This is a genomic window from Dyella sp., from assembly GCF_035277725.1.
Taxonomy (GTDB): Bacteria; Pseudomonadota; Gammaproteobacteria; order Xanthomonadales; family Rhodanobacteraceae; genus Dyella_B.
Genome location: NZ_DATEJY010000016.1, coordinates 1 through 18,242 on the forward strand (window position 1 = coordinate 1; position 18,242 = coordinate 18,242).

General features: G+C 61.5%; 22 protein-coding genes. 9 read left to right on the forward strand and 13 right to left on the reverse strand.

Annotated elements, in window-relative coordinates; genetic code table 11:
* Positions 1-215: 215 nt before the first annotated feature.
* Positions 216-587 carry a PilZ domain-containing protein gene (locus tag VJR68_RS00925; protein ID WP_324145668.1) on the reverse strand — a complete coding sequence of 124 codons (372 nt, stop codon included), beginning with the start codon at positions 585-587 and terminating at the stop codon, positions 216-218.
* Between the two features lie 770 nt (positions 588-1,357).
* Between VJR68_RS00925 and VJR68_RS00930 the strand changes: the two genes are divergently transcribed.
* Genes VJR68_RS00930 through arsC form a run of 4 tightly spaced genes read left to right on the forward strand, consistent with a single transcriptional unit; the run spans position 1,358 to position 5,054 of the window.
* Positions 1,358-2,296: a segregation and condensation protein A gene (locus tag VJR68_RS00930; protein WP_414647715.1), complete on the forward strand. Its 939-nt coding sequence runs from the start codon at positions 1,358-1,360 to the stop codon at positions 2,294-2,296.
* Positions 2,297-2,346: 50 nt separating this feature from the next.
* Positions 2,347-3,330 (forward strand): SMC-Scp complex subunit ScpB, encoded by a 984-nt coding sequence (scpB, locus tag VJR68_RS00935; RefSeq protein ID WP_324145670.1) that lies wholly within the window; start codon positions 2,347-2,349, stop codon positions 3,328-3,330.
* On the forward strand, positions 3,327-4,700 hold the full coding sequence (locus VJR68_RS00940) for a pseudouridine synthase (RefSeq protein ID WP_324145671.1): 1,374 nt from the start codon (positions 3,327-3,329) through the stop codon (positions 4,698-4,700). Before scpB ends, VJR68_RS00940 begins: the two co-directional genes overlap by 4 nt.
* 6 nt (positions 4,701-4,706) lie before the next feature.
* The gene (arsC, locus tag VJR68_RS00945) at positions 4,707-5,054 is read left to right on the forward strand and encodes an arsenate reductase (glutaredoxin) (RefSeq protein WP_324145672.1); all 348 of its coding nucleotides are present in this window, start codon (positions 4,707-4,709) and stop codon (positions 5,052-5,054) included.
* A gap of 64 nt (positions 5,055-5,118) precedes the next feature.
* On the opposite strand, the gene VJR68_RS00950 is transcribed toward arsC, so the two are convergent.
* From VJR68_RS00950 to rlmE, 5 genes are all read right to left on the reverse strand, one after another.
* Positions 5,119-5,838 (reverse strand): AraC family transcriptional regulator, encoded by a 720-nt coding sequence (locus VJR68_RS00950; RefSeq protein ID WP_324145673.1) that lies wholly within the window; start codon positions 5,836-5,838, stop codon positions 5,119-5,121.
* Between the two features lie 238 nt (positions 5,839-6,076).
* Positions 6,077-6,511: a DUF1330 domain-containing protein gene (locus tag VJR68_RS00955; RefSeq protein ID WP_324145674.1), complete on the reverse strand. Its 435-nt coding sequence runs from the start codon at positions 6,509-6,511 to the stop codon at positions 6,077-6,079.
* Between the two features lie 20 nt (positions 6,512-6,531).
* Positions 6,532-7,131 (reverse strand): DUF2239 family protein, encoded by a 600-nt coding sequence (locus tag VJR68_RS00960; protein ID WP_324145675.1) that lies wholly within the window; start codon positions 7,129-7,131, stop codon positions 6,532-6,534.
* A 129-nt stretch (positions 7,132-7,260) separates the two neighbouring features.
* Positions 7,261-9,195, reverse strand: a complete 1,935-nt coding sequence (ftsH, locus tag VJR68_RS00965; protein WP_324145676.1) for an ATP-dependent zinc metalloprotease FtsH — start codon at positions 9,193-9,195, stop codon at positions 7,261-7,263.
* On the reverse strand, positions 9,192-9,842 hold the full coding sequence (rlmE, locus tag VJR68_RS00970; RefSeq protein ID WP_324145677.1) for a 23S rRNA (uridine(2552)-2'-O)-methyltransferase RlmE: 651 nt from the start codon (positions 9,840-9,842) through the stop codon (positions 9,192-9,194). The genes ftsH and rlmE overlap by 4 nt, the downstream gene beginning before the upstream one ends.
* Before the next feature lie 80 nt (positions 9,843-9,922).
* Here rlmE and yhbY point away from each other — a divergent pair, with 80 nt between their 5' ends.
* Both yhbY and VJR68_RS00980 read left to right on the forward strand, forming a co-directional pair.
* The gene (gene yhbY / locus VJR68_RS00975) at positions 9,923-10,219 is read left to right on the forward strand and encodes a ribosome assembly RNA-binding protein YhbY (protein WP_324145678.1); all 297 of its coding nucleotides are present in this window, start codon (positions 9,923-9,925) and stop codon (positions 10,217-10,219) included.
* A 10-nt stretch (positions 10,220-10,229) separates the two neighbouring features.
* Positions 10,230-10,607, forward strand: coding sequence for an Mth938-like domain-containing protein (locus VJR68_RS00980; protein WP_324145679.1), 378 nt, complete (start codon positions 10,230-10,232; stop codon positions 10,605-10,607).
* Positions 10,608-10,750: 143 nt separating this feature from the next.
* Here the strand turns inward: VJR68_RS00980 and VJR68_RS00985 are convergent, their stop codons facing one another.
* The 4 genes from VJR68_RS00985 to surE are packed head-to-tail and all read right to left on the reverse strand — an operon-like array spanning position 10,751 to position 13,827.
* Positions 10,751-11,710 (reverse strand): peptidoglycan DD-metalloendopeptidase family protein, encoded by a 960-nt coding sequence (locus tag VJR68_RS00985; protein ID WP_324145680.1) that lies wholly within the window; start codon positions 11,708-11,710, stop codon positions 10,751-10,753.
* A gap of 28 nt (positions 11,711-11,738) precedes the next feature.
* Positions 11,739-12,347 carry a YqaA family protein gene (locus tag VJR68_RS00990; protein ID WP_324145681.1) on the reverse strand — a complete coding sequence of 203 codons (609 nt, stop codon included), beginning with the start codon at positions 12,345-12,347 and terminating at the stop codon, positions 11,739-11,741.
* Positions 12,347-13,039: a protein-L-isoaspartate(D-aspartate) O-methyltransferase gene (locus tag VJR68_RS00995; protein ID WP_324145682.1), complete on the reverse strand. Its 693-nt coding sequence runs from the start codon at positions 13,037-13,039 to the stop codon at positions 12,347-12,349. Before VJR68_RS00995 ends, VJR68_RS00990 begins: the two co-directional genes overlap by 1 nt.
* The gene (gene surE / locus VJR68_RS01000; RefSeq protein ID WP_324145689.1) at positions 13,036-13,827 is read right to left on the reverse strand and encodes a 5'/3'-nucleotidase SurE; all 792 of its coding nucleotides are present in this window, start codon (positions 13,825-13,827) and stop codon (positions 13,036-13,038) included. Before surE ends, VJR68_RS00995 begins: the two co-directional genes overlap by 4 nt.
* Positions 13,828-13,984: 157 nt before the next feature.
* Here surE and VJR68_RS01005 point away from each other — a divergent pair, with 157 nt between their 5' ends.
* The 3 genes from VJR68_RS01005 to VJR68_RS01015 all read left to right on the forward strand — a co-directional run bounded on the left by VJR68_RS01005 (position 13,985) and on the right by VJR68_RS01015 (position 15,362).
* Positions 13,985-14,530, forward strand: coding sequence for a Smr/MutS family protein (locus VJR68_RS01005; RefSeq protein ID WP_324145683.1), 546 nt, complete (start codon positions 13,985-13,987; stop codon positions 14,528-14,530).
* Positions 14,531-14,538: 8 nt separating this feature from the next.
* Positions 14,539-14,904: a gamma-glutamylcyclotransferase family protein gene (locus tag VJR68_RS01010; protein ID WP_324145684.1), complete on the forward strand. Its 366-nt coding sequence runs from the start codon at positions 14,539-14,541 to the stop codon at positions 14,902-14,904.
* Positions 14,905-14,996: 92 nt separating this feature from the next.
* Positions 14,997-15,362 (forward strand): hypothetical protein, encoded by a 366-nt coding sequence (locus VJR68_RS01015; RefSeq protein ID WP_324145685.1) that lies wholly within the window; start codon positions 14,997-14,999, stop codon positions 15,360-15,362.
* A gap of 70 nt (positions 15,363-15,432) precedes the next feature.
* Here the strand turns inward: VJR68_RS01015 and truD are convergent, their stop codons facing one another.
* From truD to eno, 3 genes are all read right to left on the reverse strand, one after another.
* Complete coding sequence (gene truD / locus VJR68_RS01020; protein WP_324145686.1) at positions 15,433-16,449, reverse strand: tRNA pseudouridine(13) synthase TruD; 1,017 nt, start codon at positions 16,447-16,449, stop codon at positions 15,433-15,435.
* Positions 16,450-16,620: 171 nt separating this feature from the next.
* On the reverse strand, positions 16,621-16,944 hold the full coding sequence (ftsB, locus tag VJR68_RS01025; RefSeq protein ID WP_324145687.1) for a cell division protein FtsB: 324 nt from the start codon (positions 16,942-16,944) through the stop codon (positions 16,621-16,623).
* Positions 16,945-16,964: 20 nt separating this feature from the next.
* Positions 16,965-18,242: phosphopyruvate hydratase (gene eno, locus VJR68_RS01030; RefSeq protein WP_324145688.1), on the reverse strand; the 1,278-nt coding region annotated here is incomplete at its 5' end.

Sequence of the window (18,242 nt, forward strand, 5' to 3'; positions counted from 1 at the left end):
CAGTTCTGCCGCGAGAACTTCACCGGCTACAAGCGTCCGAAGACCATCGAATTCCGCGATGCGCTACCTAAGAGCAACGTGGGCAAGATTCTTCGGCGCGAGCTCAGGGATGAGAAGAAGCAACCAGCCGTTGCCGGTTGATAACCGTAGGCTGGGATGACATCCCAGCATCACCATACCGATAAAGCTGGGATTTCCTCCCAGCCTACGCGTTCTTATTCGTCGTGCCACATCTCGAGAATGTCGGCATAGCCACCGAGCAGATTCCACAGCGGCACCTGCTTGTCCTCGGGGATGCGCGTATACGCGAAACCGATGTGGCGCTCCGAGACGCGGGCCACCTTCGCTTCCAGATGAATGTGCAGGTCGCCGCCGAAGATCATGTCGAGCACCCAGCTCTCGCCGGGCTGGCCGCTCCATTCCGGCGGACGGCGCAGCAAGGCGCCCGTTGCCGAAATATCGATCAGGTCGGTCGGATGGGACTCATCGCCATGGCTCAACAACACCGTGGTTTTGATGCGCATGCGCGCCGGGCGCAAATGCTCCCGGTCGGAACCGTCCATGGCGTGCCCATCTTTTGTCGTCATCTTTTTCATCTCCCTACAGCTTACGCCGCCGACGCGGCGTCCTGACCCGACCTTCGCCACCGCAAACCGCCTCCAGGCAGCGCTCACGGCTCGTCGGCATCAGCGTCATCCCGCTGATGTCCCCCGGATGTGCGCGTATGATGAAGCAAGCTACATGCCACTGCTACAACTGCATTTCACCACTGAACAAAGCTGTGACAGGTTACGCCAGTGACCTGGCGCCGACACTCAAGGTCACATGCTGCCGCAGCTGTGCAGTCTCTTCCGCAGGGCCTGTTTATACAGCGGCATCCGTCAAGCACGCTTTGACAAGCCGCTACCGCAGCTGAAAACCCTCGCTGGACATGCTGCACCCGTGCCGTTAATCTGTAACCCGCGCGTGGAGCCATGCAGGGACGATCGCCGGGAGCCCCGGCTGAAATGACCTCCACCTGATGTACTCAGCCGACCTTTTACGAATCGCGGGCGACGCCAGCGGCGTCACACCGGTTCCTGCTCGGTCGTATCAGTAACGCAAGCAATCCGTTACCGACCCGGCATCCGGAGACCGCCAGCCTGACACGAACCACGACTGTGGGGTTCATCAGGGCCAGCAACCGCGGGAAACCGCACGCTCGGCTGGGCATCGCGCAGATTGGCTTTATCGGAATGGCCTCAAGCAGCGACGGGCATTCCAGGCATGAACTCTTTGGTTTCCGCGTGGGAAGAGAGTTCTGAGTCGTCCACAGAACGAATGCCGGCCCTATCGGGCGGGCCGATGACATGCATTGATGAGCACTGAGCCAACCGAGTCTCAGCCTATACAAGCAACGCAAGATGCGTTTGCAGGGGTTCCGCAGCAGCAGGAAATGCCGCTGGCCATCGTGCGCGGCGAACCCATCCTGCAAATGCCGCAGGATCTGTACATTCCTCCGGATGCGCTGGAAGTCATCCTGGAGGCGTTCGAAGGGCCGCTGGATCTGCTGCTGTATCTGATCCGCAGGCAGAACCTGGACATTCTCGATATTCCGATCGCCGAGATCACCCGGCAATACATGGAATACATCGAGATGATGCGCGATGTGATGCGCTTGGAACTGGCTGCGGAATACCTGCTGATGGCAGCGATCCTGGCCGAGATCAAGTCGCGTTTGCTGCTGCCGCGCCCGCCCGCGGAAGAGGGGCTGGAGGAAGACCCGCGCGCCGAGCTGATCCGCCGTCTGCAGGAATACGAGCGCTTCAAGAAGGCCGCGGAAGATATCGACGCCCTGCCCCGCCTGGAGCGCGATACGGTACTGGCGCAGGCCGATACGGGCGAGCGAAACGTGATCAAGCTGCCACCGCCGCTGGATCTGAAGGAGATGCTGCTGGCGCTCAAGGACGTGCTGCGTCGGGCCGAGCTGTTCGGGCATCACGCGATCAAGCGCGAGGCGCTGAGTGTGCGCCAGCGCATGGGCGAGTTGCTCAGCCGCCTGGAGGGCGAACAGTTTCACCGCTTCGAAACGCTGTTCGACGTGAGCGAAGGACGGCTTGGCGTGGTGGTGACCTTCCTGGCCATGCTGGAGCTGGCCAAGGAGTTCCTGGTCAGCATCGTGCAGGAAGAACCGTTGGCGCCGATCTACGTCAAGGCCAACACTTCTGCGGGTGGCGAAGCAGCCGTCGTGGAGGAGGAAGACGTCGGCGGCGACGATGTCTTCGAGCAACCGGATGCCGCCTCGGGCGGTGAGTAACGGCATCCACACCCATATCGCAACTGCTATGGATACCTGATCCTAAGGCTATGCAGATCGAGCAACTCAAACCGATTATCGAAGCCGCCCTGCTGGCGGCCAGCCAACCGCTGACCGTCGCGCAGCTGGGCGAGCTGTTCGTCGAGGAAGACGACGTCGACCGTGCGCAGATCGCCATGGCGCTGGAGCAACTGGCCGAAGATTGCCAAGGCCGTGGCGTGGAACTGAAGGAAGTCGCCTCCGGCTTCCGCTATCAGATACGGCAGGACGTGCACCCGTGGGTGTCACGCATGTGGACGGAAAAGCCCAGCCGCTACTCGCGCGCGCTGCTGGAAACGTTGGCATTGATTGCGTACCGGCAGCCGATTACGCGACCGGAAATCGAACAGATCCGCGGCGTAGTGGTTTCCTCCAACATCATCAAGACGCTGGAAGAACGCGAATGGGTCCGCGTCGTCGGTCACCGCGACGTACCCGGCAAACCCGCCCTCTTCGGTACCACTCGCGCCTTCCTCGACTACTTCAATCTCAAATCGCTGGACGAATTGCCGCCACTGTCCGAAATCCGCGATATGGAAGACCCGCAGATGCGGCTGGACAATGAATCAGCACTGCCCGCGCCCAGAGTGGTGCATCTGCCGATCGATCCGGATGCGGAAGAAGCCGAAGGCGAAACGCCCGACGACGAAGCGCATACCGAAGCAGAACACCTCGGCGAAGAACACGTCGAAGCAGCTCACGCAGACGAAGCGCACGCCGAAGAAACGCCATCACACGCAGAACACGTCGAAGCGGAAGAAACTAACCACACGCCAACCGACGAAGCACCTTTGGACGAAGCGCCGGAGCATCCCGAACCTTCGCTCCACCAAGAAGCAACCGCACACGCTCCATCCTCTATCGACGAACCCGCTGACGAAGCGAACGCCGTCGACGAAAACGAAACCCATCCTTCCACTGCCGATGAGGCAGCGAATCCCGCGGATGCCCCCGAAGGCACCGCCGAGCAAGACACCGAGGAGTACCGCGCATGAATGCGCCGCAAAAATCCGTATTGAGCCTCAAGCGCGCCACGCCGCCTGAAAACGCCCCCCAGATCGAAGAGCGCCTGCACAAGGTGCTCGCCAATGCCGGCCTCGGTTCGCGCCGCATGCTGGAGCAACGCATCCAGGCCGGCGAGGTCGACGTCAACGGCAGCCCTGCCAACATCGGCGCCAGCGTACGCGCGGGCGATCGTGTGGTGATCGACGGCAAGCAGTTCGTCGTTGCCACCGACAGCCGCGACGATGCCGAAGTGCTGGTCTATCACAAGCCCGAAGGCGTGGTGACCACGCGCGAAGATCCTGAGGGCCGGCCCACCGTATTCGAACAGCTGCCGCGACTGAAAGGCGCGCGCTGGGTCGCTGTGGGCCGCCTGGACATCAACACCACCGGCCTGCTGCTGCTCACCACCGACGGCGAACTCGCCAACGCGCTGATGCATCCGCGCAGCGGCATGGAACGCGAATACCTGTGCCGCGTACACGGTGAAGTTCCGGACGAAATCATCGAAAAGCTGAAGGCCGGCGTCGAACTGGAAGACGGCCCTGCTCGCTTCGACGAAATCGCTGTCATCAGCCGCGGCGGCAGCCATAGCTGGTTCCGCGTGGTGATCCGCGAGGGCCGCAACCGCGAAGTGCGTCGCTTGTGGGATTCGCAAGGCTTCCTGGTCAGCCGACTCAAGCGCATCCGCTACGGCAGTATCGAACTGCCGCGCATGCTGCGTCGTGGTGATTGCGAAGCGCTGGGCGAAGATTCGGTAAAGGACTTGCGCAAGACGGCCGGTCTCGGCGCACCGCAACCGGTGCTGACGCTGAGCCCCGTGCTGCATCAACGTCGCGCACCGCGCAACGTGGTCGAATACCGTCCTGAAAAGAGCGGTACCGCCGCATGGAGCGGCGGCTATCACGACGAAGCACGCGAACTGCGCGCCTTCGACCGCATCCGCGAAGAACCCGTACGCGGCAAGCAACAGAAACGCCGCAATCCGAACCGCGAAGTGAACGGCAACGTGGCCGCCCCGGAACGCCAGAACAAGGTGCGCAAGAAAAAGCGCGGCATCGGGCCCGGCCAGGAATTGCCGCCCGCACGTACCTGGTTTGCCGGCGAAAACCGCGAAGGCGGACGCAGCCATGGTGGTGGCGGTGGTCAGGCGCATGGCAATCGCCGCGGCGGTGGTGGTGGCGCTGGCGCTGGTGGTGGTTCAAACCCCTACGGCGGCTTCAACGCCGGTGGCAACGCCAGTCGCAACAATCGCGGCGGGCGTCCCGGCGGCGGTAATCGTCCTGGCGGTCCGGGTGGCCGCCCGCAGCGAGGCAATCGCCCGCAAGGCCATGGTGGCGGCAATCGTTCCGGCAATCGCTAAGCCGCTGTGATCCGCATCTACCACAACAACCGCTGCTCGAAATCGCGCAGTGCGCTTGCCTTGCTCGAGGAGCAGGGCAAGCCGTTCGAAGTCATCCACTATCTTGAAACGCCACCTACCGCTGCCGAGTTGAAAGCGTTGCTATCGCAACTCGGCATCACGGCGCGACAGATGCTGCGTACGGGCGAGGACGAATATCGCGAGCTGAAGCTCGACGATCCGTCGCTTGATGAGCAAACACTTATTGCCGCGATGGTGAAACATCCGCGCCTGATCGAGCGGCCCATCGTGGTTGCCAACGGCAAGGCGGTGATCGCTCGCCCACCGGAAAAGCTGCTGGACATCCTCCCGTAGGTTGGGGTGCAAACCCCAACATCGCGATGCATAGGGATGGGAATGTTGGAGTTCGCACTCCAACCTACGCGGGCATCACGCCTTGTTGCTCCTGCGTCAGCGCGCGGTACGCCCGCGGCGTCATCCCCACCGTCGCCTTGAACTGCCGGGCAAAGGCGCTCTGGTCGACGAAACCACATGCCACGCCGATGGAAGCGACACTATCGTCGGTGTGCAGCATCCGCATCGCCGCTTCGATGCGCAGCTTGGTCAGCACCTGCTGCGGCGTAAGCTGAAACACGCGGCGAAAATGCCGCTCGAATTGCGCGATCGAAAGTTCGGCCTGCTCGGCCAGCGACTGAATGCGGACACCATCGCCATAATGTTCCTGCATGTAAGCCAGCACGCGCTTCAAACGATCGTAGATAGGATGGCGACCATCCGGCAGGCCAAGATCGCGCGAAATCCCGACCACACCGCATATCCTGCCGCGCACGCGCAGCGGGCGCTTGCAGGTCAGACACCATCCTGGCGCGCGGTTGGCAAAGATGTGCACTTCCAGCTGGTTCTCGATGATCTCGCCACTCAATACGCGCCGATCCTGCACGGCATACGAGCCGCCCATCGCACTCGGAAACAATTCGGTGACGTCTTTGCCGATCACGTCACCCCGTTGCTTGAGGCCAAGGCGGCGCACCAATGTGAGATTGGCATGCGTGTAACGTCCCTCCGTGTCTTTCACGAAGAAGACGACGTCCGGCAGGACATCGAACAAGGGCTCCAACTCATCGGCGGAAATCTTCATGGCGACAAGATGCCGGCTGGCCAAGGATAAGAACGTTCAATTGCACGATCATGCAGTTCGATACTGCATCTTAAGGGTTATCTTGTATATAGATGCAAGTGCCCTTCCAGGATCGTGCTGTAGCGTAACCAAGATATTGTGCAGAATTCCGCATGCAAAGCTATCAAGCCGATCTAAATGTGCTGATCGTACAACGTTGTTCTCGTTGGGTTACGCTGCGCTAACCCAACCTGCGCGGCTACGACACGACGGTCGACGGCATGACTTCCGACAAAGGCAGCAGACGCGAATCTTCGAGTGCTGCCGTGCGGTGCACGATGCCGGCCAAATACGCTTGGTGCGAAGCAAAAGCAAAGAACGATTCGACACTTTGCTGCCGTACCAGCATGGCCATATCCCAGCGTTCTTCTGATGGCCCGATCAGGAAAGCGCCGCCGCTGCCAAGGAACAGCAAATCACCGCCACTCTTACGCAAATACGGCAGCGTGTGCTCAACGTAGCGATGAAACGCTTCGGCGCCGCTAATGGGTTTGGGCGGAGCGAGTGCAGGCGTGGCGGAATAATCGGCCACATCGCGAAAGCGCAGCAGGTTGAGCATCACGATGCAGCCATCGATCTGCCGCGCCGCAAACGCGTGGCCGGCTTCCCATGTCGGTTCCAGATAGCACCTCATACCAGCACCTTCTCGTCGCGTCATGGCGAGAAGGCCAGCCGCATAGCGTGATCGCGTACATCGGCAGGCCATGCAGCGATCAATTCAGCAAACTTTGCTGCGTCGTTCGCAAACAAAGCGCGCGTAGCTTCTTCAAAACCAGGCATATCACCAGCCATCGCGGACATGAAGTGATAGGCGCGCTCTTGATTGGCGCGCACCTTGTCGCGTTCGGCGTGGGTACGGCGCGCTTCCTCTACCAACTTGCGCAGTACCACCGAGGGGCCACCCGGCTGACCGGCCAGCCATTCCCAATGCCTCGGCAACAGAGTGACCTCGCGTGCCACCACGCCCAGCTTGGGGCGCCCCCTGCCCCGAGGAACTTCGGGAGCTGCTTCGGCTTCGCTTTCCTCAGCGACGGTTTTTTCCAGTGCATAACGAGCAAACACGTCGTCGTCGCTGCCGCGGGTATCGATGTCGATGGAACGCCCGGTGCTGTCGTCAAAGATCCATATCGGCTTGGCGCCGTCGCGCTCGGTAGCCAGTTTGACTGCCAGCGCAACGACATGAAGCGGCCCGGAGGCGATGCGGCGATGGCCCTGGAAGCTGGTACAGGAAATGGATGGCGTTAAGTGAGTCATGGCGGCTCCTGTGGAGGCGCCAATAATACCCGGATAAAAATAATTCATGCAATATTACCCGGGTAAAATTTATTTGCCCCACAAAAAAACCGCCCATGGGGGCGGCTTTCTCGTTTCCATTCGTCCTGCTTAGATCCGGCTTTGCGTGGCCGGATCACCCACCTTGGCCCCGGCATCGCTGCGCGGCGGCGGGGGCGGCACCGAACTCGATGGCGTGGTCTTGGACCAATCCGCCGGCGGACCTGGGATGCGGCCAGCCATGATGTCGTCGATCTGGCGCGCGTCGATCGTTTCGTACTGCAGCAGCGCATCGGCCATCATGTGCAGCTTCTCGATGTTCTCGGTCAGCAACTGCTTGCTGCGGCCATAGGCACGATCGAGGATTTCGCGCACCACTTCATCGATCTTGCGCGCGGTCTCGTTGGAGACGTTCTTGTGCTGCGTCACCGAGCGGCCGAGGAACACTTCATCTTCTTCCTCGCCGTACGTCACTGGGCCAAGCTCGTTCGACAGGCCCCATTTGGTGACCATGTTGCGCGCCATCTTGGTCGCGCGTTCGATGTCGTTCGACGCGCCGGTGGTGACCTTGTCGGTGCCAAAGATCAGCTCTTCGGCAACGCGGCCACCGTACAGCGAGCACAACTGCGACTCGATAGCCGTCTTGTTCATGCTGTACTTGTCGCCTTCCGGCAGGTACATCGTGACGCCGAGCGCGCGGCCGCGCGGAATGATCGTCACCTTGTAGACCGGGTCGTGCTCGGGAACCAGGCGACCAACAATGGCGTGGCCGGCTTCGTGATAGGCGGTGAGCTTCTTTTCGTCCTCGCTCATCGCCATCGAGCGGCGCTCGGTGCCCATCAGAATCTTGTCGCGCGCCTTGTCCAGATGGGTCATGCGCACTTCGCGGGCATTCTCGCGGGCGGCAAACAACGCGGCCTCGTTGACGAGATTGGCGAGGTCCGCACCGGAAAAGCCCGGCGTGCCGCGCGCGATCACCATCGCATCCACGTCAGACGCGACCGGCACTTTGCGCATATGCACTTTGAGGATCTGCTCGCGGCCCTTCACGTCCGGCAGACCAACCACCACCTGGCGGTCGAAGCGGCCCGGGCGCAGCAGTGCCGGATCGAGCACATCCGGACGGTTGGTGGCGGCGATGACGATGATGCCCTCGGTGCCTTCGAAACCGTCCATTTCCACCAGCAACTGGTTGAGCGTCTGCTCGCGCTCATCATGGCCACCACCGAGGCCGGCACCGCGATGACGGCCCACGGCATCGATTTCGTCGATGAAGATGATGCACGGCGCATGCTTCTTGGCTTGGTCGAACATGTCGCGTACGCGCGACGCGCCCACGCCGACGAACATTTCGACGAAATCGGAACCGGAGATCGAGAAGAACGGCACCTTGGCCTCGCCAGCGATCGCCTTGGCGAGCAGCGTCTTACCGGTGCCGGGCGGGCCCACCATCAGCACGCCACGCGGAATCTTGCCGCCGAGACGCTGGAACTTGCCCGGATCGCGCAGGAATTCGACCAGCTCGCCCACTTCTTCTTTGGCTTCGTCGCAGCCGGCGACGTCGCTGAAATTGACCTTGACCTGGTCCTCACCCTGCAGCTTGGCGCGCGAACGGCCAAAGCTCATCGCCCCGCGGCCACCGCCGCCCTGCTGCATCTGGCGCATGAACCAGATGAACACGCCGACGATCAGGATGACCGGTAGCCAGTTCACCAGGAGGCCAATCAGCGAAAAGCCGGTGCCGGAATCCTGGGTGACGGTGACGTTCTTGTCCTGCATCTGCTTCACCACCGAGTTGGTGGAGAAGCCGAGCACCGGCGCAACCGTGCGGTAGTTGCTGCCGTCTTTCAACTTGCCGTTGATGGTGGCCGGGTTTTCGGCACTGATATTGGCAGTGGCGACGTTGCCGCTATCCACACTCTGCACGAAGCTGCTGTATGGCAGGTCCGAAGAGGCGCCACCGTGCGGGTTGAAGCTCTGGAACACGGTGATCAATACCACCGCGATCACCAGCCAGAGCAACAAAGTTTTCCATGTCTCATTCATGCGCGGTTCTCGCCAGTTTGCCGGCCGCCGGACTTAAATCCGGTGGCCAGCGCGTACACCTCACGCGAACGCGCGCGTGAGGCCTTGGGTTTACGCATACTTACGCGCGAGAACTCGGCGCGCAAGGTACGCAAGTAATCATCGAAGCCTGTTCCCTGGAACAACTTGATTAGAAACGCTCCGCCTGGTTTCAGCCAGTGTCTGGAGAAATCAAGCGCCAGTTCCGCCAGATCCATCGCCCGGATCTGATCGGCCAGTGCCACGCCACTCATATTGGGGGCCATGTCCGACAGCACAAGATCGAGCTTCTGGCCATCCAGGCGCTGTTCCAATGCTCTCAAAACGCTTTCTTCACGGAAGTCGCCCTGCAGGAAATCCACACCGGCAATACCCTGCATCGGCAGGATATCCAGCGCCACCACAGTACCACTATCACCCAGGCGCTGCCGGACGAACTGCGACCACCCACCGGGGGCGGCACCCAGGTCAACCACGCGCATGCCGGGTTTGAGCAGTTGATCGCGCTCGACCAGTTCTTCCAGTTTGAATACGGCGCGCGAACGCAGGCCTTCGGCCTGGGCTTTCTTTACGTAGACATCGTCGAAGTGCTCCCGCAGCCAGCGGGAACTGCTCTTGCTGCGAGGCATGGGTCGGCAGAATGGACCAGGAACAGAGGACGGACATGATACCCTTTGCGGCTACCTTGCAGTGCATCGAGACTGAACGCATGTCCCTATCTCCTTCACAGAAGCGCTATCTGCGCAGCCTCGCCCACGACCTCCATCCGGTGATTCTGCTGGGCGCCAAGGGCGCTACCGAGGCGGTGGTGAAGGAGTTGGATCTCGCGCTGTCGCACCATGAGCTGGTGAAAGTGAAACTCTCCGGCGGCGACAAGGAAGAACGCGAGGGGCAGATCCAGGTCCTCCTCGACGGCACCGGCGCGGAAAGCGTGCAACAGATCGGCCACGTCGTGGTGCTGTTCCGGCGCAACGAGGACGATCCGCGGCTGGCCCTGCCACGCTGAGGAGGCTGTCATGGATCTCTCGCTGGACCACCATGGCGATTACCTGTTCGTCCGCCGGGTCGCCGAGCGCAGCATCACGGTGGTCGATCGCGAATTGACCGCCAGTTTCCTGCTCTCACCCCAGCGCGCGGTGGAGCAATGGCCGGTCACCCAGGCCCAGGCGCTGACCGTTGATCACGTCGAGGCCGTGCTAGAGCTAAAACCCGAAGTGGTGCTGCTCGGTACCGGCACCCGCCAGCAATTTCCACCAGCCGCTTTCATGGCCGGTTTTTTGCGCAAAGGTATCGGCATCGAAGTGATGGACAACGCGGCGGCGGCGCGTACCTACGATCTGCTCGCCAGCGAAGGGCGGCGCGTGGTGGCGGCTTTCATTCTTCCCGCGGCGTGAACATTCGCTCCGCTATACAGGGAGAGGGTTTGGGTGAGGGGCCAATCTTGGCGAAAGCTCTATCTAGCCTAGACGCGCCGAAAGCAGCTTCATAACCAGATTGCCCCCTCACCCTAACCCACTCCCGCAAGGGAATGGCCTACCTAACGCGACGGCAGATAGTCCAGCGGATCGACCGGATTGCCATCCTTGCGGATCTGGAACTGCAACTCGTCGCGCGAACTGCCGCTTGAGCCCATTTCGGCAATCTGCTGCCCGGCTTTAACCTGCTGCCCTTCCGTCACCAGCCGCTTGCGGTTATGGCCATAGGCGGAAAGGAAGCTGTCGTTGTGCTTGATGATGATCAGCTCGCCATAGCCCACCAGGCCATTGCCGCTGTACACCACGGTGCCATCCGCAGCAGCGACGATCGGATCGCCCATCTTGCCGGCGATATCGATGCCGGGAATCGCCGCGCTGGATTGAAAACGGCTGATCACTTGGCCCGATGCCGGCCAACGCCACTTCACGCCGCCTGCGGTACGTGTACCGCCGCTGGCGGCCACTACGGGTGCCGCCGCGGCAACGACCGGCGCCGGATTGGTGGGCGGTGCAGGTGGTGCGTTTACCGGCGCAGCAGGATGCGTCACGGCGACGGGCGCCGCGGCAACCGAGCTTGCATGCGCGGGCAATGATGTGGCCGCGGCCGGCTTGGTTTCCACCGTCTCGAACACGGGGGTCGACGCTGCGGGCGGCAGCGGTACCTTGGCGACAACCGGCGGCGGCGCGTGCTCGGTCGCCGGCGCCGGACCATGTCCCGATAACTTCAGCACTTGCCCCGGCCAGATCGTGTACGGCGGCGCGATGTTGTTCAACCTGGCGACTTCGCGAAAATCCGTGCCGTTGCGGAACGCGATGGAGTAAAGCGTATCGCCCTTTACGACGGTGTATGTACCGGCCTCATGTTGCGCTGGCGCAGTCCGCACATTGCTCGACGCGCCAGGCGGCGGCTGCACCACCACCGTGCTGCAACCGGTCATCAATAGGGCTATAGCGGCAAGCGAGAACCATCGCGTCAATCCATTCATGCGCGTCAGCATAGCGAGGTCGCGAGCAGTTTTCATGCGATCGACACGGAACGATCGCCCATTGTTAATGCTTGAGCGCCCACCAGCCGCCAAGAACAGCCAACGCGGCCAACGCCGCCCAACCTATCCACTCGATGTTCTTGTGCAGGATTTGCTCGGCGCGCTCGCCAAACAGGCGGATCAATAGGGCCAGCAACCACACGCGCTTGCCACGCCCAAGCAGGATGCACACCAGAAACGGAATCACCGGGACGCCGACAATGCCTGATGCCCAGGTGACGAACTTCATCGGCACCACCGGCTGGATCGCCGCCAGCATCAGCACCAGCAGCAATTCCAGCCAATGCTGATTCATTTGCGCACGCAGGCTTTCCACGCCGCGTTCGATCGAATCGTACAAATGCAGCGACTGCAGCAGCGGCGTCAGTGCATGAAAAGCCCAGTGGCCGAGCGCATACCCCACCAGCGAACCCAGCAGCGAAAACACCAGGCTCAAGTTCGCATAGAAAAAAGCGCGATGGCGCTTGCCCAGCATCATCGGCGCCAGCATCACTTCCGGCATGACCGGGAAGATGAAGGCTTCGATAAAACTCAAACCACACAAGTAATAGACCGCTCGGCGGTCACGCGCCCACACCAGTACGCGCGCATAAAGCTTTCCAAAGAGCTGCATCAGCCGATACCGCCCAGCAAAGGGACGAAACTGACCGCGCCTAGTTCTTCTTGCATGAAATCGCCCTTTCCATCGCCGCGCATGCGGATCAAGGTTTGACTGCTGGGAGAACCGACCGGTGCGACCAGCACGCCATCCGGCGCCAACTGATCGAGAATTTGCGAAGGAATGGCATCACCCGCCGCCGTAAGAATGATGGCATCGAACGGCGCTTCCGCCGCCCAACCCAGCTTGCCGTCGTCGTGACGCGAGCGGATATTTTCCAGTCCCAGCTGGCGAAAGCGCCGACGTGCCTGGCGCAGCAATTCCTCGATGCGTTCCACGGTATAAAGCTGCGGCACCAGCTGCGCCAACACCACGGCCTGGTAGCCGGAACCGGTGCCGACCTCCAGCACCTTCTGCGGCCGGCCCGATTTTGGTTCGAACAGTTCCAGCAACGCCTCGGTCATGCGCGCCACGACCCACGGCTGCGAAATGGTCTGACCGTGGCCGATCGGCAGCGCCGTGTTTTCGTAGGCGCGCGAGTGCAGCGCCTGGTCGATGAAGTGATGGCGCGGCAAATTGCGCATCACGTCCAGCACACGTTGGTCGCGAATGCCTTCTTCCTTCAACTTGGCAATGAGCCGGTCGCGCGCGCGTTGCGAGGTCATGCCCTCGCCTTTCAATGCGGATGGCGGCAACGGATGAATCATGCGGCCTTACCGTTGGCGTGATCGCTCATGTCTTCGCTCAACGCGCTTACCCAATGGCCCACTTTCTCCAGGGCCTGGAAACGCGTGAGGTCGACATGGATGGGCGTCACGGAAATGTAGCCGCGCCGCACAGCGTCAAAGTCAGTGCCGGGACCTGCATCTTCGACATCGCCTGCCGGACCGATCCACCAGATCGGCCGGCCGCGCGGGTCGTTCTGTTTGATGCATGGCGCGGAACGATGGCGCTTGCCCAAGCGCGTGGTTTCAAAACCGAGTATCTCTTCCCACGGACGATCCGGCACATTGACGTTGAGAATGGTGTCGGCCGGCAGCGGATCCACCAGCAGGCGCTCCATCAACCGCAGCACGGCCTTGGCGGCTGATTCGTAATGCTCGCCCTGGTGGTCCTTGCTGACCAACGACACCGCAATCGCCGGCAAGCCGAGGAAGCGCCCTTCCATCGCTGCCGACACGGTGCCGGAATAGATCACGTCATCGCCGAGATTGGCCGAATTGTTGATGCCGGAAACGACGATGTCGGGCTCGTCATCGAGCATGCCCGCTAGCGCAAGATGCACGCAATCAGTCGGCGTGCCTGCCACGCGGTAATAGCCGTTGTCCATGCGCAGGACGCGAATCGGCGCATCGAGGGTAAGGGAATTGCTGGCGCCGGAGCGATCCCGATCCGGCGCCACCACCGTCACTTGGCCGACCGCACCGAGGCGCTCGGCGAGTACGCGGATACCCGGCGCGTCCACGCCATCGTCGTTGCTTACCAGTACTCGCATCATGATCCGTTCAAAGGCTAATAACTGGCGGGCGGCCTGCAGGCGGTCGCACGCATTCTGGACCCTGGAGTCTAACCGAGCCGACCATTCGTTTCACCGGCGATTTTCGCAACCTTCTCTTCACCATCCACGCGTTCCTTTCGCTACGATGACGCGCATGAAACGCCGTACCCCTGCCATCGTGAGCGACGAGGACAGCCGCCTGTTCCGCGAGGCCATCGGCGAGGTCCGCCAGTTCGAACCCGTCGCCGCGCCGCCCGAACTTCCCAAGCCGGAACCGCATCCCTACATGCTGGAAGCCGACGAAGCCGCCGTACCCGGCGAACTGCTGGACATGGCCTTCGACCCCGGCCTGATGGAAGTAGGTGAGGAACTGAGCTACCTGCGCGACGGCTATCCGCCCAAGCTGCTGCGCCAGCTCAAGCGCGGTCAATTCAGCGTGCAGGACGATATCGATCTGCATCAGATGAATGCCGCGGCGGCGCAAGCCACGATCGCCGAATTTCTTGCCCACGCCAACGATCGCGGACTGCGCTGCGTACGCATCGTGCACGGCAAGGGGTTGCGTTCGAAAGCCGCCGGACCGGTGCTGAAAATCTTGACCGATCGTTTGCTGCGTCGTCGTAATGACGTGATTGCCTTTGCTTCCGCGCGCCCGATGCAGGGTGGAACGGGGGCCGTGGTGGTATTGCTGAAAGGATGAATGACTCAATGCCCAAGCTCTTCTCGTACGGCACGCTGCAGCAGGAAGACGTACAACGCCGGACATTTGGCCGCATGCTCGCCGGGCGTCGGGATCAACTGGCCGGCTTCGTGCAGACCGAGGTTGAAATAAGCGATCCGGACGTGGTGGCGGCCAGCGGCAAGACGCATCATCCAATCCTCTTGTTTACGGGTTTATCCACCGATCGTGTCGACGGCACGGTCTTCCACATCACCGACACGGAACTCGCGCAAGCCGACGACTACGAAGTCGACGATTACAAGCGCATTGCGGTGACCATGGTGTCCGGCATACAAGCCTGGGTCTACGTGGACGCGCGTCAGAACTTGCCCCCCGACACCGCGCACGTGTAGGTTGGGGTGCGAACCCCAACATCGCCATGCACGTATGGATTCAAATGCTGGGGTTCGCACCCCAACCTACAGCCATCACAAGGAAGGTGTTCATGGGAAGCAAGATCATCGGCGCGACGTGGTTTGTTTTCGGTCTCGTGTTGTCTTCGCACGCTGTCGCGCAGAACGTCGATCATTCCTCCGCCATCGATAAGGCTCCGATCAACGATTGGAAGAGCAGCCCCGCGATGCCCGGTTCGTCTGCTCCGATCGCCGGGCGTTCCAACCTGCATCTTTCGCTGACACCGGTATCCACGCAGGCATTCCAGCGCATGCCGTTTTATGCGATGGCGCCTTATTGGTTGCCTCGCAGTCGACCATTCAAAACCAACCATGCTGCGTATACCGTGCAGCCCGCTACGCATGGTGCGCTGATCAACGACGTAGCGGCGCTGATACGTTCGGCATCGTCAAATTAAGTCGCGTGGCGTAACCTTGCGCACCGTCGCTCCGGCGCAGGCCGGGACCTAGTGACGTTGACAATCAAGCCTAGGCGATCAATTCACGCACCACGACCGTGGCATACGCGCCCGCAGGCAACTCGAAACTCAGCTCGAGCGTTTCATCGTCGAGCCAGTGCCAGCGAAATTCCTTGGTGAGCAGACGCAACGGGCGCCGCTCCTGATCCATGCGCGCCGCGTCAAGGCCTTCGGCCAGATCGCCGAACGCGGCGGCAACCTCGCGCTCCAATGCACCCGCTGCGTCAACGGCGGGCGGATCGCCCTGCCCCCATAACGGGCCGGATGGATGGATATCGCCCTGCGCCAAACGCGCTGCAAGCACATCATCGAAAGGTTCAGGACCAAACCACGAGCGCGAACCGGCCAGCGACCAGATGTCGCCCTCCAACGGTTTATCCCAGGCATCGCGTTCAACGCGCGCCGCCAGCACGCTGTTGAAGATATGCGAGCGTGCGGCGGAGAGCAGGATGGAACGCTTGTCGCGATCCACGCGGCGACCGCCGAACATCGCACGCGCCTGTGCCACGTTGCCGCCTTCGCGGCCGAAACGTTGTTCGCCGAAATAATTCGGTACGCCACGCGAGGCAATGGCCTGCAGCACTTCTTCGGCGCGTGAGCAATCGCCCTGCACATCGCGCAGCACCAGCACAAAACGATTGCCGCGCAAGGCGCCGCGCTTGAGCTTGCGTTTGTGGCGCGTGCTCGAAAGCACTTTTACTTCGGCATGCGGAAAGGCGTTCCAGTCTGGATCGGCCTTGCCGGGTAGTTGCACGGTGAAAGCCTGGCGCGTAACAGCGTGACGATCTTTCAGCCCGGCGTAGCCGACATGCATCGGCGACACGCCTGCGAAACGTGCCAGTTCACGCGCTACCCAATCCGTGTTGGCCTCGCGCTTTTCAACCCATAGGAAGGCATGTTCGCCTTCGCCATCGGGTTCGTAGCCGAGGATTTCCTCGACACGGAAATCTTCGGGAATGCTGCGCAGTGTGCCCGTCAAAGGCGGCGTGCCGTAGGCGCGAGGCAATTCGGATTCAGTAGAAGTCATGCGAAACCACATGTAGCTCCCTCCCCTGCGCGCAGGGGAGGGTTGGGGTGGGGTTGCTTGGGCTTGCGGAATAACGTGAACCAACCGCGAGTTGGCGGACCTCACCCCACCCCAGCCCTCCCCTCCTGCACGTAGGGGAGGGAGCGGTTCGCTGTAACGTGAATAACATCGTCAATGACTGCTGTCACTCGAGGCGGCCGGCGCCGCCGTACTCGCCGCCGGTTTTGGCACCACTTGATAAAACGTCTCGCCCGGCTTGATCAAACCCAGTTCACCGCGCGCGCGCGCTTCCACCGCCTGCTCGCCGTGCTTGAGGTCCGTCACATCCGCGGCAAGCGCCTGGTTGCGCTGGGTGAGCTTGTCGTTTTCGTCCTGCTGCTTTTTAACGGCAGCACGCAAGCTCGTTACCTCAGCCATGCCGCCATGGTTGGACCACAGTTCAAACTGCAGTCCAAGCAATATCAGCAGCAGGATCAAGGCGACCCAACGCAACATGATTCAGGCGATAACCTCGCTCAGCCAGGCAAATGGGAAAGACTGGTGAACGCGTTGCGGCCCGCGTAGCGAGCGTCGGCGCCGAGTGCTTCTTCGATGCGCAGCAGCTGGTTGTACTTGGCCACGCGATCGGTACGGCACAGCGAACCGGTCTTGATTTGCGTGGCCGTGGTGGCGACGGCGATATCGGAGATGGTGGTGTCTTCGGTTTCGCCGGAACGATGCGACACGATCGCCGCGTACTTGGCAGCATCAGCCATGGCGATGGCTTCCAGCGTTTCCGACAGCGTACCGATCTGGTTGACCTTGATCAGAATGGCGTTGGCAATCTTCTTGTCGATGCCTTCGCGGAAGATCGAAGGATTGGTCACGAACAAGTCATCACCCACCAACTGCACCTTGTTGCCGATCTTGTCGGTGAGCAGCTTCCAGCCGTCCCAGTCGCCTTCGGCCATGCCGTCTTCGATGGTGACGATCGGGTATTGCTGCGCCCAGCTTGCCAGCAGGTCGACGAACTGTGCCGGCGTGTAGACCTTGCCCTCGCCTTCCAGATCGTACTTGCCGTCCTTGAAGAATTCGGAGCTGGCGACGTCAAGGCCTAGCAGAATGTCGCTGCCGATCTTGTAGCCGCTCTTGTTCACGGCTTCGAGAATGGTGTCCAGCGCCTCGATGTTGGAGCGCAGGTTCGGTGCAAAACCGCCTTCGTCACCCACAGCCGTGTTGAGACCCTTGCCCTTCAGCACGCTCTTCAACGCGTGGAAGATTTCCGTGCCGGCGCGCAGCGCTTCGGAAAAGCTCGGCAGGCCCACCGGCAGCACCATGAACTCCTGTACGTCGACGTTGTTGTCGGCGTGGGCACCGCCGTTGATGATGTTCATCATCGGTACCGGCAGCGCACCCGGCTTGCCGTGGGAGAGGTACTTCCACAGCGGTTCGTGACGCGACGCTGCCACCGCGTGCGCAGCAGCCATGGAAACGCCCAGCAATGCATTGGCACCGAGACGGCCCTTGTTCGGCGTGCCGTCGAGGTCGATCAGCTTCTTGTCCAGGCCTTTCTGGTCGGCAGCATCGAAACTTTTCAGCGTGCTGGCAATTTCGCCATTGACGTTGCCGACCGCTTTTTTCACGCCCTTGCCGAGATAACGCGACTTGTCACCATCGCGCAGCTCCACCGCTTCGCGCGTACCGGTCGATGCGCCGCTCGGCACGGCAGCGCGGCCAAAGGCCCCGCCGGCCAGCGTGACTTCTGCTTCGAGCGTGGGGTTGCCGCGGGAGTCGAGGATTTCACGGGCGTGGAT

Bases quoted from the DNA above. Each gene is read 5' to 3' on its own strand.
- VJR68_RS00930 (WP_414647715.1), top strand. From the start codon at position 1,358: ATGAGCACTGAGCCAACCGAGTCTCAGCCTATACAAGCAACGCAAGAT.
- rlmE (WP_324145677.1), bottom strand. From the start codon at position 9,842: ATGCCTCGCAGCAAGAGCAGTTCCCGCTGGCTGCGGGAGCACTTCGAC.
- truD (WP_324145686.1), bottom strand. From the start codon at position 16,449: ATGACTTCTACTGAATCCGAATTGCCTCGCGCCTACGGCACGCCGCCT.
- VJR68_RS00995 (WP_324145682.1), bottom strand. From the start codon at position 13,039: ATGATTCATCCGTTGCCGCCATCCGCATTGAAAGGCGAGGGCATGACC.
- VJR68_RS00955 (WP_324145674.1), bottom strand. From the start codon at position 6,511: ATGAGGTGCTATCTGGAACCGACATGGGAAGCCGGCCACGCGTTTGCG.
- VJR68_RS00925 (WP_324145668.1), bottom strand. From the start codon at position 587: ATGACGACAAAAGATGGGCACGCCATGGACGGTTCCGACCGGGAGCAT.
- VJR68_RS01010 (WP_324145684.1), top strand. From the start codon at position 14,539: ATGCCCAAGCTCTTCTCGTACGGCACGCTGCAGCAGGAAGACGTACAA.
- VJR68_RS00980 (WP_324145679.1), top strand. From the start codon at position 10,230: ATGGATCTCTCGCTGGACCACCATGGCGATTACCTGTTCGTCCGCCGG.
- ftsB (WP_324145687.1), bottom strand. From the start codon at position 16,944: ATGTTGCGTTGGGTCGCCTTGATCCTGCTGCTGATATTGCTTGGACTG.
- VJR68_RS01015 (WP_324145685.1), top strand. From the start codon at position 14,997: ATGGGAAGCAAGATCATCGGCGCGACGTGGTTTGTTTTCGGTCTCGTG.
- VJR68_RS00990 (WP_324145681.1), bottom strand. From the start codon at position 12,347: ATGCAGCTCTTTGGAAAGCTTTATGCGCGCGTACTGGTGTGGGCGCGT.
- VJR68_RS00950 (WP_324145673.1), bottom strand. From the start codon at position 5,838: ATGAAGATTTCCGCCGATGAGTTGGAGCCCTTGTTCGATGTCCTGCCG.
- yhbY (WP_324145678.1), top strand. From the start codon at position 9,923: ATGTCCCTATCTCCTTCACAGAAGCGCTATCTGCGCAGCCTCGCCCAC.
- VJR68_RS00985 (WP_324145680.1), bottom strand. From the start codon at position 11,710: ATGAAAACTGCTCGCGACCTCGCTATGCTGACGCGCATGAATGGATTG.
- VJR68_RS01005 (WP_324145683.1), top strand. From the start codon at position 13,985: ATGAAACGCCGTACCCCTGCCATCGTGAGCGACGAGGACAGCCGCCTG.
- ftsH (WP_324145676.1), bottom strand. From the start codon at position 9,195: ATGAATGAGACATGGAAAACTTTGTTGCTCTGGCTGGTGATCGCGGTG.
- scpB (WP_324145670.1), top strand. From the start codon at position 2,347: ATGCAGATCGAGCAACTCAAACCGATTATCGAAGCCGCCCTGCTGGCG.
- VJR68_RS00940 (WP_324145671.1), top strand. From the start codon at position 3,327: ATGAATGCGCCGCAAAAATCCGTATTGAGCCTCAAGCGCGCCACGCCG.
- VJR68_RS00960 (WP_324145675.1), bottom strand. From the start codon at position 7,131: ATGACTCACTTAACGCCATCCATTTCCTGTACCAGCTTCCAGGGCCAT.
- surE (WP_324145689.1), bottom strand. From the start codon at position 13,827: ATGCGAGTACTGGTAAGCAACGACGATGGCGTGGACGCGCCGGGTATC.